The following is a 13,755-nucleotide window of genomic DNA, read 5'->3' as shown; positions in this document are numbered from 1 at the left end:
TGGCAGTAGCCACGGCGTGTTAAATCTAACATCGTACATCTAAAATCATAATTGATACAAACAACCCCGTACCTTACACGTTCTAAAAATAAACTATATTAAACCATACCACCATGATAGAGCCAAAAGACCAGGACGAGCAATTACATCAGGACGACCAGATAAGCCAAAATGATGAGCAAATGAGTCAGCAGGATATTCATTCAAACGGCTTTGATGATACCAATAACGATATTGGCGAAACCGACGAAACACAGCAGGCCCAAAGCGCCTATGATGCCGCAGAACCATCGTATACGCTGGATATTAGCGGCGATGGCGATGATTTGGATGAGGATTGATAGAATAGCATATAAATCATTAATACGTTATTGTACTGTAGTAACGTATTAATATATGCCTTATGCTGATTTTTTAGGGCAATTGAAACAATTAAGGCCTAAACTCCTTTTGTGTTTATTGCAAAAACATCTACATGTCTATAAAAATTAAAGATCAGCCTTTTTATATACAAAGCACTGCCATATTATTTGGTTTGGTGCTGTTGGTTTATACCCTATCGCAACTGGCTGATATTTTAATACCGCTTGCCTTTGCTGCATTTATAGCTGTTTTGCTAAACCCGCTTTGCAACAGGCTGCAAAAGTATGGCATTAAGCCTGCCCTCTCAATAGCCATAGCCATGCTTGTGGCCATTATTGCCGTTGCAGGGGTTTTCTACTTCCTGTCTACACAAATCATACAGTTTGGCGATTCGTTGCCTATGCTAAAGCAAAAGTTTGGCGAAATTACCATCACCCTAAAGCAATGGGTACAACAAACCTTTGGTATAGCCATTGCCAAGCAAGACCAAATGATAAAAGAGGGCTTAAGCAACAGCCAGGCATTGGTGGGCAAAACGCTCAACGGTGTTTTAGGTACGCTGGCCATTGTGTTTTTACTGCCGGTGTACATATTTTTTATGCTGCTGTACAAAACGCTTATACTGAATTTTTTATACGAAAGCTTTGCCGAAGAAAACTCGAACAAGGTAAGCGAGGTTTTAAGGGAGACCAAATCGGCCATACAAAGCTATATTGTTGGTTTATTGATAGAAATGATGATAGTAGCTGCTATGAACTCGGCAGCGTTAATACTGCTTGGCGTAAAGTATGGTTTGCTGATAGGTTGTATAGGGGCTATACTTAACCTTATCCCATACCTTGGTGGTATAATTGCCATTGCCTTGCCTGTGCTTATGGCTACGGTTACCAAGGATGGCTACTCGACCCAGTTAGGCGTGATTGTAGCTTATATAGTGATACAGTTTATTGATAATAACATATTGGTACCGCGTATTGTATCGTCAAAAGTACAGATCAACGCGCTAATGTCTATCATAGTAGTGTTGCTTGGCAACCAGCTTTGGGGCATACCGGGTATGTTTTTATCTATCCCCTTTGTAGCGGTGCTTAAAATAATTTTCGACCGTATTGACGGCCTAAAACCATGGGGCAAGCTATTGGGCGATAATATACCCACCCGCCACAAAGGTGCCATGTGGGGCAGCAGGGCGCGTAAAAAGGCGGTGCTACCGGCAGAGAAGTCTTAAGTCGGGAGTCATAAGTTCTAAGTCTTTCGTTTATATGCATTAAAAAAGTCCATAGCCGCAAACGACTATGGACTTTCGGCTTTAGCTTAATGATTAACCGGGTTATCGCCTTTGCCCAAGGTGCCGTTGGTAAACAACAGCGGGTTTACCTTTTTAGGGTCGCCCTGGTATACCCATATAATGTTGCCAATATATTTACGAAAGGCGTCGCTCACCTGCTCGGTTGTTAATTTTTTAACATCGTTTGCCAGCGTTAAGCTACGTTTCCAGTTGCTGTGCAATACTTCGTTTGATGCCATTGACGATGCCTGCGCAGTGTTGGTTTCGTTTTTATAGTAAAAACCGGTAAGGTAGGTCACCTTCATATCGGCAACTTCGGCATTGTTAAATCCCTGGGTCTTAACTTTATCAACCAGTTTATCAAACACGGCTATATACTTATCTGGCTGTGTAGTTGATACCGAAAACTTAGCCACTGATGTTGCACCGGGGCTAAACCATGCCTGTGGGGCGTATGATAAGCCGTTGTTGGTACGCACATCTAAAAAATGCTTATCTGCAAAAATTCGCATAGCTACGTTAAAGGCGTCATAATCAGGCGTGCCAGGTGCGGGGCCGCTGGTAATACCCTCTACATAATTGGTAGCCAATTCGCGCCCCTCGGCCGAGAAGGTGTTCTTATACACCCTGAAGAATGATTTTTTTAGCTGGAATGGCGCTCCTTGCTTTACGCCGCTAAGCAAGCCTTTTACCTTGGCTTCTATATCGGCGCGGCTAAGATCGGCCACCACCACAATAAACATGCGCGATTTGGTTAATATCGACCGGTAAAAAGCCTGCGTTTCGGCCGGTGTTAGTTTTTGTATGATCTCGGGTGTACCGTCAGGGTCCTTTACATAATCACGCCCTGCAAAGGCCACCTTATCGGCATATTTATCAATGGCCTCATCAGGGTTTGACTCCGACGCTTTTAATTCGTTTATGGCATCTTGTTTAATACGTTCAAACTCTTTAGGTTCAAACTTAGGGATGGTTATCGCTTCAACATATAAGGGCCAAGCGGTTTCAAAATCGCCTTTTATACAGTTTAGGCGTATTACCGAAAAGTTTTTGTTGGTGCCGGCACCAACCGCCGCACTTACCTTTTCGAGCGCGTTTTTAAAGCTGTTTTTATCGTGCTTTAAAGTACCGCATTCGGTAAGCGCGTTCATCGCCATGCTTTCGATGCCCATTTTATCGGCCGGATAGTTTTGCACCCCACCTTTTATAATTGTTTGTATCTCCACAATATCGTTACCGCTTGGCTGTACAATCACTTTAACACCATCAACCATCATATCGTATGCTTTATCCTGGGCGCTGGCGGTTTTAACACTCCCGGTAGCTGCGGCAATAAGCAATAGGTATATATATTTTTTCATCTTTATTAAATTAAAATTACTTAGCTACAAAAAACGCATTCGCGTTTACCGTTTTATTCAGTTCGGGTGTTAATATTAAACCGCTTACCATTGGTTTACCTTTTATGTAGGTATTTATAAATTTTGCTATATCCGCACGGGTAACCTTTTGATAATTACTGGTTAGGTCGGTATAGTAATTTAGCGATGTGCTGCACCATTGGTAGCTTAGCTGCGATGGCAGGCTGGATGGCTTCTCTTTACTGCGGCTGTTATCACGTAATAATATTGCCTTTGCATCTGCAAGTTGCTCGTCGGTATAATAGTCGGCGTTACCCCACTGGCTAAGCTGGTTTTGCACCTCATCGTTACACTCTTTTAGTTTGTTAGGGTTAGGTACCACAAACATGTACATTAAACCCTTGTAGTGCGATGTAGAGTAAGTAAAGCTTACTGATGATGCCAGCCCCTTATCAATTAAAGCCTGTTGCAGTTTTGATGAATTCAGATCGGTGATCTTACTAAATACATCAACAGCTACTGTAGCTGCCGAATCTGTCATGTAAGCGGGGCCCTGCCATGCATACATGGCAAAGGGTGTGCGGGCAATTGAGCTTTCTTTTACAAAAGCCACACTCTTATCTAACGCCGGAAACGGTGGGATAGGGTATTTTACATTTGGGTCTTCGCCGCTGCTTTTCCAGTCGCCAAAAATGGCTTCAGCTTGTTTAAAGGCATTATCGTGCTTAACATCTCCGCAAATTATGAGCAAACTATTGTTTGGCAGGTAATATTTATCCTTGATGATCATCATCTTTTCGGGAGTGGCCGTATTGATGATCTCATGTATACCTATAGGCATTTTGCGGGTGATCAGGTCGCCCCAAAGGTCTTTATTTATCTGGTAATATAATTGAAAACCCGGGCTGCTCTCGTTACGCTGAAACTCGCCGTCAACAACAGGGCGTTCTTTTACCATATCCTCTTCACGGTATATTGGAAAGCGGGTTGATGCATTTAATAATTTCAAACCAGCTGCAAGGCTATCTTTTCCAAGCGTAAAATAATAGTTAACACGCTCGTTTCCAGTTGTACCGTTCCAAAGGTCACCGGACCCAAGTTCACGAACACGTTTTAAAAACAGTTCCTGGGTTGGATAATCCTTATTCGCTTTAAAAAACATGTGCTCAAACAAGTGCGAGAGACCGCTATACTCGGGGCCTTCGGTGTAAGCACCGTTCTTTACGGCAATTTCAATAGTAGCTAATGGTACTTTACTATTCTCAATAACAACAATTTCCAATCCGTTGGGTAGCTTTTTCCAAAAGTAATTTGCGGGCAGCCGCGGCTGGGCCACTGCAAGCAAGCTGCATAATAAACCTGCTGCAGTTAATGATAATAGTTTAGTCAGTTTCGGGGTCATATTTATGATTTAATTATAACACCCCTAATATAAATACTTATAATTAAATGTTTAGTTTAAAGCAACGTTTATTTAAAACTTATCACTACTTTTTTGCCTGATACGTTCTCCAGGAAGGGTTTAAATATCAGCCCCGCGTTTTCCCGGGCTTTGCCCATCAGGTTCATTTGGTTGGCGCTGGTCAGCATTTTTTGCTCGGCAATTTTATACACATCCTCTACCATGGTTTTAGCCTTATCAGAAAACCACACTCCCGAAACATCGTAAACCCGCGACTGCTGATGATCTAACTTTACATAACAAACTTCGGGCTGGGGCAGTATAATACTTACGGTATCTTTACCTTGGTTGATGTCTGTCTTTTTTACTTTGGTCAAATCTATACAGGCGGTGACCTCGCCTACGGCAACAAACAGCACGCGCGAATCTGGCAGCAAGGTATGTATCTCCTTCTTCTCCACCACATCCTTCATGGCATATTTAACCAGTTCCAGCTTACCCATCGATATAATGCGCGATACCATGGCATCCTGGGTAACTTCGGTGCGGGTACTGTTAAACTGGTGCTTTATATAAAAAAACAAAAAGATGAGAAACCCCGTGATCACCAGGGCAAACATCAGCGTAAGAGATATACGGGAACGGGAAGTATTAAGCATGATTACAGGTATTTACCCATAGCTACAAACAAAAATAGCGATGGTTTGCACCTTCGCTATTTACCGTAGTTTATAATTTACTTAGGCGTAAGTTACATTTAATGTAATAGGCACACGTAGTGCTTTTGATACAATACAACCGCTCTTTGCGCCTTCAGCAACTGCTTTAAATTTCTCTTCATCAACACCATCAATAATAGATGCTTTCAGTTCCAGGTGGATGCCTTTAATTTCTAAGGCCTGCATATCCAAGTCTAAAATGGCATCGGTGGTTAAATCGCCCGGCGTAATACCTTGCTGTGTTAAAGCAGCGCCAACAGCCATTGTAAAGCAGCCTGCATGCGCGGCAGCTATCAATTCTTCGGGATTTGTGCCAATACCATCGGCAAAACGGGTTTTAAATGAGTATTGTGTTTTGTTAAGAATAGTGCTTTGTGTTGTTATTTCGCCCTTCCCTTCTTGCAGGGTACCATTCCAATGTGCGTTTGCTGTGCGTTTCATAGTTGTAGTTTTGTTTAGTTTTTGCTAATTTACTGTGTTAGGTTGAAAATAAAAATAATATAGTGTTACCATTTAGCACGCTCGTATTGCACCGGCCATTTTGCCTCGTGGCCCAAAATATGAGCGGCGCGCAGCGCAAAGTGTGGGTCGCGCAGCATTTCGCGGGCAAGCAATACTACATCGGCCTGGCCGGTTTGTATAATTTCGTCGGCCTGCTGCGGTTCGGTTATCAGGCCGACAGCGCCCGTAAGTACCCCCGCCTGGTGCTTAACCGCTTCGGCAAATTGAACCTGGTAGCCGGGTTTAAGCGGTATGCGCACACCTGCAACGTTACCACCTGTAGAGCAATCTACAAGGTCTACCCCTTTTTCCTTCAATATCTTTGCTAACGCTACTGAGTCGTCTATCGTCCAGCCACCTTCTGCCCAGTCGGTTGCAGATATACGCACAAACAGCGGGTATTCTTCGGGCCAAACTTGTTTTACGGCTGCAATAATTTCCAGCACAAAACGTATGCGGTGCTCAAACGACCCGCCATATTCGTCGGTACGGTGGTTGCTCAGCGGCGATAAAAACTCGTGCAGTAAATAACCATGCGCGCCATGCAGTTCAATCACCTTAAAACCGGCAGCTAATGCACGTTCGGCGGCGGCCCTAAAATCGGCTACCACTTTTTGTATTCCTGCCCTATCTAATGCTATTGGGGGTACTTCACTGTCGGTAAAGGGTACAGCGCTTGGCGCAAAAGTTTCCCAGCCATTCTCTTGTGTTGGTAACAGTTGTTTGCCCCCTGCCCATGGTTGCGTATGGCTGGCTTTGCGGCCGGCGTGTGCCAATTGTATACCGGCTATAGCGCCTTGTTCTTCAATAAAATTGGTTATCTCTTTTAATTTGGCAATATGCTCATTCTTCCATATACCTAAATCGGCGAAGGTAATACGGCCTTCGGGCGATACTGCTGCGGCCTCCGTAATAATAAGCGAAGCCCCGCCTGTTGCAAAGGCACCTAAATGTACCAGGTGCCAGTTATTAGCAAAACCATCGATACTAGAGTATTCGCACATAGGCGATACTACAATACGGTTCTTTAATTCAATGCTTTTTATTTTTAGGGGGGAGAATAGATGTGCCATGCAGTTGTTTTTTGTGCAAATATGTAAACTAACGTACTTTGCAGCTTCATATTTTTGTAAAATACACTGCCGCTTTGTTTATTTACCTTGGGATGAACAATAACAAAGCTTTTACGTTGCCCCATTAGTTAAACAGTAATTTACTTTTAGCCACGATAAAGAATATAATTTGACTACATACACCACACTGATCATCCTTAGCGGGTTGGTTATTTTTAGCTACCTGTTTGACCTGATAGCAGGCAAAACCAAAATACCCTCGGTAATATTACTGTTGTTTTTAGGCATAGGTATACGACTTGCGGTAGATTACTTTGGTCTGCTTAAATTTAATTTCACAAATATATTACCCGCATTGGGCACCTTGGGCCTTATACTCATTGTTTTTGAAGGAGCGCTTGAGTTAAAATACAGCAAAAGTAAAAACGCCGTTATTAAAAAGTCGTTTATTTCGGCATTGTGCATATTGTTATTTACAAGTTGCCTGATCACAGCGGCCTTTTGGTATATCAGCGGCGATACTGTTTACAAATGCTTTATTAATGCCATACCCTTTTGCGTTGTAAGTTCGGCAATTGCCATCCCCTCCGCATCGGGCATGAGTAAAGAGAAAAAGGAGTTTATTATTTATGAATCGTCTTTCTCTGATATACTCACCGTTATCCTGTTTAACTTTATGCTTAGTAATAAGCAGATCAATATATCAGCCTTTGCCAAGTTGGGTATAGAATTGACGGTTATACTGTTTGTAGCCATTTGCTCGTGCCTGTTGTTGCTTTACCTAATAGGCAGGCTTACACACCATATCAAATCCTTCCTTATCATATCTATACTTATATTGGTGTATTGTATAGGCCAGTCATACCATTTATCATCGCTGATAATAGTATTGGCGCTGGGCTTATTTTTAAATAATGCAGGACAAATAAGGATAGAGTGGTTCCGTAAATTATTTATTTACCCTACCCTGGGTTACGACATTAAACAACTGTTTCAGCTATCTGCCGAAAGCGCCTTTATTATGCGCACTTTCTTTTTCATCATATTTGGCTATACTATGGATGTGTACCAATTGCAAAACTGGGCGGTAATTATAAACGGCGGTTTGGTGTTATTGGTAATTTACCTGGTTAGGTTCCTGTATATTAAACTGGCGCTTAAAACCAGCCTTATGCCCGAGTTGGTGATCATCCCGCGAGGGCTTATAAGTGTGCTGCTGTACTACAACCTGCCTTCCGATGTAAAAATACCTGCGGTTGGTACCGGTTTGTTGTTTGTGGTGATATTAGGCACCAGTATTATCATGAGCCTAGGCCTTTTAGCCACCAGAAGGCACACACGCAGCAGCCAGGAATTTGAAGATGTTTAACCTTTAGCCGCATCGTCGGCAAATTTATCTACCTCTTTTTTGTTCTTTACTAACAATACCTCGTCGTTATCAAGTAACAGATAGCCATATTCATAACAAAATAGATACTGCGCGCCGGCTTGTGTTTTGTAGCCACTTGTAAAGTAATCAAAATCAAAGCCTTTTACCAGCAGCTTTTCGCGCGTAGTTTTAGTTTTTCCGGATGGATTCAATTCTTCCATTACGCGGCGGTTGCGGCGCAGTATATTGTTTACGTTTCGTACCAAGTTATAACTGTTGCTGTTAAGCTGATTGTTATAATTGTTACGGCACAAGTCATTACAAAACTTTTTATCGGCACGGCCATGCAGTATAGTGCCGCAATCCAAACAATGTCTTTCGGTATTCACAAGTTAAAGATAATGAATATATTATCCGTTTGCAAACGTTTACAAATGGATATTGTCGTTTATAAGCATTTGTTATCCGAATATTTTTTGCTGCTGCTGCAACTTTGTGCTGTCGAATAATTATTGAGTAAAAACAAATTTAAACAGCATGAACACTATTAAAAACAGCGTACTATTAATTGGCAACCTGGGCAACGATCCTGATGTAAGAACTTTTGATAATAACCGCAAACTGGCGCGGATATCTATCGCTACCAATGAAACCCATAAAAATGATAAAGGTGAAAAAGTGACTGAAACGCAATGGCATAGCGCAGTACTATGGGGTGCGCAGGCCACCCTTGCCGAAACCTATTTAAAAAAGGGCGATTCGATAATTATTGAAGGTAAGCTGGCATCGCGTAATTATAATGATAAGGATGGCGTAAAGCGCTATGTGACCGAGGTTGTAGTGAATGAGTTTATAAAGATGGCCACGAAGGTATAAGATTTTTACTCCCCCTCTCTCTCCGCCTGCGGAGAGAGGGTTTTATGTTTGTTATGGCGTTGATAGCGCTACGGGTAACACTTTTCCGTTGAAGAAACGTTGCCCTGTAACGGCGAAGTCGGCAATATACTTGCCCATTTCAAAGGCCATCACCGGCGATTCGTACCCGGGGAAAGCTTGTTCCAGCATCTCGGTTTGCGCCGAACCGAGTGCCAGGCAGTTTACTTTAATGCCTTGTTCAACAAGCTCTTGCGCCAGGCATTCAGTTAAGGTATGCAACGCAGCCTTACTGGCCGAATAGGCCGAAAGCCCTGAGAACTTTGCACTGCCCTGATAAGCGCCCATGCTGCCTATATTAAGTATATGGCCCCCCTCGCCCATATATTGCAGTAAGCTTTGTATAATGCGCACGTGGCCAATGTAATTGCTTTGCAGCATCTCTACAAAGTCGCTTTCTAATAGTTGCGTAAAGGGTTTATTAATCAACACACCGGCGTTGTTTACCAGCACATCTACCCGGCCGTCAAAATTGGCGCTTATAAATTGCTGCAGCCCGGCATAATCATCATGTACAATATCAAATGCTATGGCATATAGTTCACAATCAGGGTTTAAGCCCTTAGCAATATCCAACAGCTTTTCCAGCTTATTTTGCGACCTCGCCAAAGCTATTACCTTGTGCTTGCCCGATAATATCAACTCCAATACAGCCTCGAAGCCTACGCCGCTACTGGCGCCAGTTATTATAATGTTCATAATACCCTTATGATGTGTTACCTGCAAATTTAGTATTACAAACTAAACTACCAACTTCTCTTCTACCGGATGCTTTATCAGGTACAAGCCATCGGTTATCAGCTTTTTGTACTCGGGTTGGTTGGCGGCTTTGTGCTCCAGGAATTTCCTTATCTTATGTGCCAGAGCAGGTTCTGCACCCTCATGGTCAAGCAGTTCCAGTATTTCAAGGGCGCACAGCCAATCGTCGTAATGGTAGCGTTGCAGCATCATCCATACATTACCTAAAAAACCCATGTCGCCGCCCGTATGGCGGCGGTTACGCACCTGCTGGTATAACTTATGCAGTTCCAGTGTTTTATAATCGTATTGCGGGTGGTGGGTGCCTGTGTTTGATTTATAGGCTATCTCTAAAAACGCGTCTTTATCTGCCGCGCCGCAAAATACAGAAGTTATCTTCTCGCCTATCGCCATGTCGTAAACACCCCACGACGGGTCAAATAACACTTCGTTATTTTTGTTGGTCACCGTGCATTTATGCAGGGTTATCAGTACTATCTTTCCATTATTTTGCAAAATATTGCTTACCTCGCCTGTTACTAATATATCATTTTCAAACAATAATTTTGCCTGTTTGCCAACATTTATTTCTGCGGATGCAAGGTCTTCCCCGGTAAAATCTTCCAGCGGTTTATCGTGACCCTTTAGCTTACCAACCGGCGAACTGAAGCCATCTTGATGATAACTTTTACCATGTCCCGTCAATTGCTTATCGTTTACTGCCAACGCCGTTGGCCCGGTGGTTTTAATGAAGCTGGGTTGCCCGTTATCGTCAGCAAAATCGGTAAACGTACCCGACACCTGCAAACCCGAACTGTAAACCGCTGTACAAGTGTTTTTACTATCTACTGCCTTTTGCAGCCCATATACGCCGCCACGCCTAAAGGCCATGGTATCGGCAAATTGCTCTAAAACATCTATCAGGTTTTGGAAGGTTGGGGTAACAAACAGCTGGGGCTGCGTTTTAGTGATATCGTAACTATAGTTAACGGCATCAATGGTGTAGGGCAGCTTTTTCACCTCTTCCATCATACAGCTGGCACTTTCGCCTATGGAGGATAAAAGGCCGGCTCCATATATCTTGGGCTGTTCCAGCGTCCCTATCAGGCCGTACTCTACCGTCCACCAGTGCAGTCGGCTTAGCAGGGCCATTTCCGATGGTTCGCCCATGTTATCCTGCTTGTAAGCCAGCAGCTCCTCGGCCTGTTTAATTTCGGCCTCATCGGCATCGGGCATCTCCTTTAATATACTTAGGGCGCGTATCGCCTCGTACAATTCAAAGTCCTGCGCGCTAAACATCGCCTTAGCCCCTATCGAACCAAAATAGCTTAGGTATTCGTGATAATCTTTATCGGCAATAATAGGCGCATGCCCTGCCGACTCGTGTATAATATCCGGCGCGGGGGTATATTCTATATGGTTTAGCTGCCTTATATCCGCTGCTATCACCAGCACCCGGTAAGCCTGGTACTCCATAAAGGCGGCAGGTGGTATAAAGCCATCAACCGTTACGGCACCCCAGCCAATTTTGGCCAGCGCGTTATTCATATCCTGCAGATCGGGGATTTTTTCAATAGTGAGGCCCGCTTTTTGCAAACCGGGTATATAGGGGTAATAAGCTACATCTTTTAGGTAGCTGTAGTTTTGCCGCATTACGTAGCGCCATACGGCATGGTCTACCGGGGTGTAATGCTCGTAATGCTGGTTTACAATAAACTGCTTTAAATGACGTGGAAGTGCAGCTACCTGCGGGTTATTAAAATCATTAAAATCGCTCATTTTTGGTTTTATTAGTTATTATAAAACGTAAAATTAGGCAATATGATTTACGGAATTTTTATAATATGGCAACATTTAACATCTATTGCGCTATTATTTTGTAAATAAATTTATAATAAAATTTAATACGGATTTAACTTTCACTTTCGGAATTTTGTTCCGCTTTAGGCAAGCCATTTTCCAGCCTGCTGGGGCGTACAACGTAGTAAATACCAAATAGGGCTACTAATAAAGATATAATGTAAAACGAGCCGGGTAAAAACACCGCCAGGCTTTTTTCCATCGGGAAAAACTTGGTAAGCCAGGTAAACACCGTTTCGCGGATGCCCGCGCCGCCTACGCTGATAGGCACAATGGTGGCTAATGCCGATATCAAAAACGACAACAAATAGGGCGAAAACTTACCATGAAAATCTTGCCCTATTAATATAAATACGATAGCCAGCACCTGCAGGCCCTGCACGCCAACCGCTTTTAAATGCGCCTCGAAAAAGTAACGGGTATACTCTCTAAAAAACTTATAGGCCACAAAATAATAAATGATTGAACCGCCTATAAAAATGCTGAGCGGTATACCTATGTGAATATCTATCTGCGGTATTAAAAATATAAGGGCTACTATAATAAGGCCTATGGCCCACAAGCCGCTAAGCCTGTCAAACATCAGGGCCCAAAACACCTTCTTAGCGGGCAGCTTATAGTTTTTATTAAGGATGTATATTTTGTACCCATCGCCGCCAATGCCGCCCGGCAGCAAAAAGTTATAAAATAAGCCCAGCAGGTATAAGCGGAAGTTAAATCGTGGGTCGAGTTTTAGGTCGATAGACCGGAAAAAGCTAAGCAATCGCCAGGAGGATAGCACCATCGATGCAAAAAAACTGATAAGGGCGGCCAGCATCCACCAATAATTGGCGTGTATAAGCCGGTACTTAACATCGTTAAAGTTTACCTTACGAAAAACAAAATACAGCAAAACCGATGTTACGGCAAACTTAAGCACAACTTTGGTAATGCTCCAGGCGGTATCTTTCCAGGTTTTGGGCTTAAGGGCTCTTTCTGTTTCGTCCACCTCGGTTTGTACAATGTCTTTCATCCGGGTGCAAAGCTATGTTTTTTTTGGATTACACTAATTTAATAACAGCGATTTCACAGATTTTAACATTATCAACAAACAAGGCAACCAATGCTTTATTAGTTAAACTATTGAAATAACAACTCAATAAATCAGTAATTCAATAAATCAGTAATTCAATAATTATTAACTTTGCGGCATGGCTAAAGTACAAGTGGGATTAGTGCAGATGAGCTGCACGGCAAACAAACAGGAAAACCTGGATAAAGCAATTGTTAAGGTAAGAGAAGCGGCTGCCAAGGGCGCGCAAATCATTTGCCTGCAGGAGCTTTTTACATCGCTGTATTTTTGCGATGTAGAAGATTACGACAACTTTGCCTTAGCCGAGGCTATCCCCGGCCCCTCAACCGATGCCTTATCGGCTGTGGCAGGCGAACTGGGCGTGGTCATCATTGCATCGTTGTTTGAAAAACGCGCGCAAGGTGTATACCATAACACCACCGCGGTTTTAGATGCCGATGGCAGCTACCTGGGTAAATACCGTAAAATGCACATACCCGACGACCCGGGCTTTTACGAGAAATTTTACTTTACCCCCGGCGATTTAGGCTACAAGGTTTTTAAAACCAAGTTTGCTACCATAGGGGTATTAATTTGCTGGGACCAATGGTACCCCGAAGCTGCACGCATAACCGCCCTAATGGGTGCCGAAATACTATTTTACCCAACCGCCATAGGCTGGGCCACCACGCAGGACGAAGCTACCAACGTTGAGCAATACAACGCATGGCAAACTATACAACGGTCGCACGCGGTGGCTAATGGTGTATACGTGGTAAGCGTAAACCGTGTAGGCGAAGAGGCTGGTGTAAAATTTTGGGGAGGCTCGTTTTTTGCCAACCCATTTGGTGCCGTAATGCACCAAACCACGCCCGATAAAGAAGAAGTGGTAGTGATGGAGCTTGATTTGGATAAATCTGACTATTACCGCAGCCACTGGCCGTTTTTACGCGACAGGAGGATAGACAGCTATCAACCGATTACGAAACGTTTAATTGATGGGGATTAAGCCCCACCCAACCCTCACCGGTAGGGAGGGCTTTTAATATTAGATTTATTAAAGTCTCCCCTACCGGGGGAGATTTAGAGGGGGCTCC

At 43.4% G+C, this 13,755-nt stretch carries 14 protein-coding genes; 5 read left to right on the top strand and 9 right to left on the bottom strand.

What is annotated here, in order from left to right; genetic code table 11:
* The first annotated feature begins 113 nt into the window (after positions 1-113).
* Entirely contained in the window at positions 114-341 is a 228-nt protein-coding gene (locus tag FFF34_001205; GenBank protein ID TSD66046.1) for a hypothetical protein, read from the top strand.
* A 140-nt stretch (positions 342-481) separates the two neighbouring features.
* The gene (locus tag FFF34_001200) at positions 482-1,591 is read left to right on the top strand and encodes an AI-2E family transporter (GenBank protein ID TSD67930.1); all 1,110 of its coding nucleotides are present in this window, start codon (positions 482-484) and stop codon (positions 1,589-1,591) included.
* Between the two features lie 86 nt (positions 1,592-1,677).
* Here FFF34_001200 and FFF34_001195 read toward each other — a convergent pair whose 3' ends face one another.
* The 5 genes from FFF34_001195 to FFF34_001175 all read right to left on the bottom strand — a co-directional run bounded on the left by FFF34_001195 (position 1,678) and on the right by FFF34_001175 (position 6,707).
* Positions 1,678-3,012, bottom strand: coding sequence for an insulinase family protein (locus tag FFF34_001195; protein ID TSD66045.1), 1,335 nt, complete (start codon positions 3,010-3,012; stop codon positions 1,678-1,680).
* A 16-nt stretch (positions 3,013-3,028) separates the two neighbouring features.
* A complete protein-coding gene (locus tag FFF34_001190; GenBank protein TSD66044.1) occupies positions 3,029-4,414 on the bottom strand; it encodes an insulinase family protein in 1,386 nt (461 codons plus the stop codon).
* A 68-nt stretch (positions 4,415-4,482) separates the two neighbouring features.
* Positions 4,483-5,073, bottom strand: a complete 591-nt coding sequence (locus FFF34_001185; protein TSD66043.1) for a DUF4230 domain-containing protein — start codon at positions 5,071-5,073, stop codon at positions 4,483-4,485.
* Between the two features lie 81 nt (positions 5,074-5,154).
* Positions 5,155-5,574 (bottom strand): OsmC family protein, encoded by a 420-nt coding sequence (locus FFF34_001180; GenBank protein TSD66042.1) that lies wholly within the window; start codon positions 5,572-5,574, stop codon positions 5,155-5,157.
* A 65-nt stretch (positions 5,575-5,639) separates the two neighbouring features.
* On the bottom strand, positions 5,640-6,707 hold the full coding sequence (locus FFF34_001175) for an NADH:flavin oxidoreductase/NADH oxidase (protein ID TSD66041.1): 1,068 nt from the start codon (positions 6,705-6,707) through the stop codon (positions 5,640-5,642).
* Positions 6,708-6,876: 169 nt separating this feature from the next.
* On the opposite strand from FFF34_001175, the gene FFF34_001170 reads away from it, so the two are divergent.
* Positions 6,877-8,076, top strand: a complete 1,200-nt coding sequence (locus FFF34_001170) for a sodium:proton antiporter (GenBank protein ID TSD66040.1) — start codon at positions 6,877-6,879, stop codon at positions 8,074-8,076.
* Here the strand turns inward: FFF34_001170 and FFF34_001165 are convergent.
* Complete coding sequence (locus FFF34_001165; protein ID TSD66039.1) at positions 8,073-8,465, bottom strand: hypothetical protein; 393 nt, start codon at positions 8,463-8,465, stop codon at positions 8,073-8,075. The two genes, FFF34_001170 and FFF34_001165, sit on opposite strands and share 4 nt — an antisense overlap.
* A gap of 148 nt (positions 8,466-8,613) precedes the next feature.
* Here FFF34_001165 and FFF34_001160 point away from each other — a divergent pair, with 148 nt between their 5' ends.
* Positions 8,614-8,952, top strand: coding sequence for a single-stranded DNA-binding protein (locus tag FFF34_001160; protein TSD66038.1), 339 nt, complete (start codon positions 8,614-8,616; stop codon positions 8,950-8,952).
* Positions 8,953-9,003: 51 nt separating this feature from the next.
* Here the strand turns inward: FFF34_001160 and FFF34_001155 are convergent, their stop codons facing one another.
* The 3 genes from FFF34_001155 to FFF34_001145 form a co-directional block, all read right to left on the bottom strand.
* Positions 9,004-9,708 (bottom strand): SDR family oxidoreductase, encoded by a 705-nt coding sequence (locus FFF34_001155; GenBank protein ID TSD66037.1) that lies wholly within the window; start codon positions 9,706-9,708, stop codon positions 9,004-9,006.
* A gap of 42 nt (positions 9,709-9,750) precedes the next feature.
* Positions 9,751-11,526: an aromatic amino acid hydroxylase gene (locus FFF34_001150; GenBank protein TSD66036.1), complete on the bottom strand. Its 1,776-nt coding sequence runs from the start codon at positions 11,524-11,526 to the stop codon at positions 9,751-9,753.
* Positions 11,527-11,659: 133 nt separating this feature from the next.
* The gene (locus tag FFF34_001145; GenBank protein ID TSD66035.1) at positions 11,660-12,619 is read right to left on the bottom strand and encodes a flippase-like domain-containing protein; all 960 of its coding nucleotides are present in this window, start codon (positions 12,617-12,619) and stop codon (positions 11,660-11,662) included.
* Positions 12,620-12,797: 178 nt separating this feature from the next.
* On the opposite strand from FFF34_001145, the gene FFF34_001140 reads away from it, so the two are divergent.
* On the top strand, positions 12,798-13,667 hold the full coding sequence (locus FFF34_001140) for a carbon-nitrogen hydrolase (protein ID TSD66034.1): 870 nt from the start codon (positions 12,798-12,800) through the stop codon (positions 13,665-13,667).
* Positions 13,668-13,755 lie beyond the last annotated feature (88 nt).

It is taken from the genome of Inquilinus sp. KBS0705, from assembly GCA_005938025.2.
Classification (GTDB): Bacteria; Bacteroidota; Bacteroidia; order Sphingobacteriales; family Sphingobacteriaceae; genus Mucilaginibacter.
This window is presented reverse-complemented; position numbering and strand designations above follow the sequence as displayed.

What these genes read in the sequence shown, in the direction of transcription:
- FFF34_001205 (TSD66046.1), top strand. Translation starts at nt 114, where the DNA reads ATGATAGAGCCAAAAGACCAGGACGAGCAATTACATCAGGACGACCAG.
- FFF34_001195 (TSD66045.1), bottom strand. Translation starts at nt 3,012, where the DNA reads ATGAAAAAATATATATACCTATTGCTTATTGCCGCAGCTACCGGGAGT.
- FFF34_001190 (TSD66044.1), bottom strand. Translation starts at nt 4,414, where the DNA reads ATGACCCCGAAACTGACTAAACTATTATCATTAACTGCAGCAGGTTTA.
- FFF34_001185 (TSD66043.1), bottom strand. Translation starts at nt 5,073, where the DNA reads ATGCTTAATACTTCCCGTTCCCGTATATCTCTTACGCTGATGTTTGCC.
- FFF34_001180 (TSD66042.1), bottom strand. Translation starts at nt 5,574, where the DNA reads ATGAAACGCACAGCAAACGCACATTGGAATGGTACCCTGCAAGAAGGG.
- FFF34_001175 (TSD66041.1), bottom strand. Translation starts at nt 6,707, where the DNA reads ATGGCACATCTATTCTCCCCCCTAAAAATAAAAAGCATTGAATTAAAG.
- FFF34_001160 (TSD66038.1), top strand. Translation starts at nt 8,614, where the DNA reads ATGAACACTATTAAAAACAGCGTACTATTAATTGGCAACCTGGGCAAC.
- FFF34_001155 (TSD66037.1), bottom strand. Translation starts at nt 9,708, where the DNA reads ATGAACATTATAATAACTGGCGCCAGTAGCGGCGTAGGCTTCGAGGCT.
- FFF34_001150 (TSD66036.1), bottom strand. Translation starts at nt 11,526, where the DNA reads ATGAGCGATTTTAATGATTTTAATAACCCGCAGGTAGCTGCACTTCCA.
- FFF34_001145 (TSD66035.1), bottom strand. Translation starts at nt 12,619, where the DNA reads ATGAAAGACATTGTACAAACCGAGGTGGACGAAACAGAAAGAGCCCTT.
- FFF34_001140 (TSD66034.1), top strand. Translation starts at nt 12,798, where the DNA reads ATGGCTAAAGTACAAGTGGGATTAGTGCAGATGAGCTGCACGGCAAAC.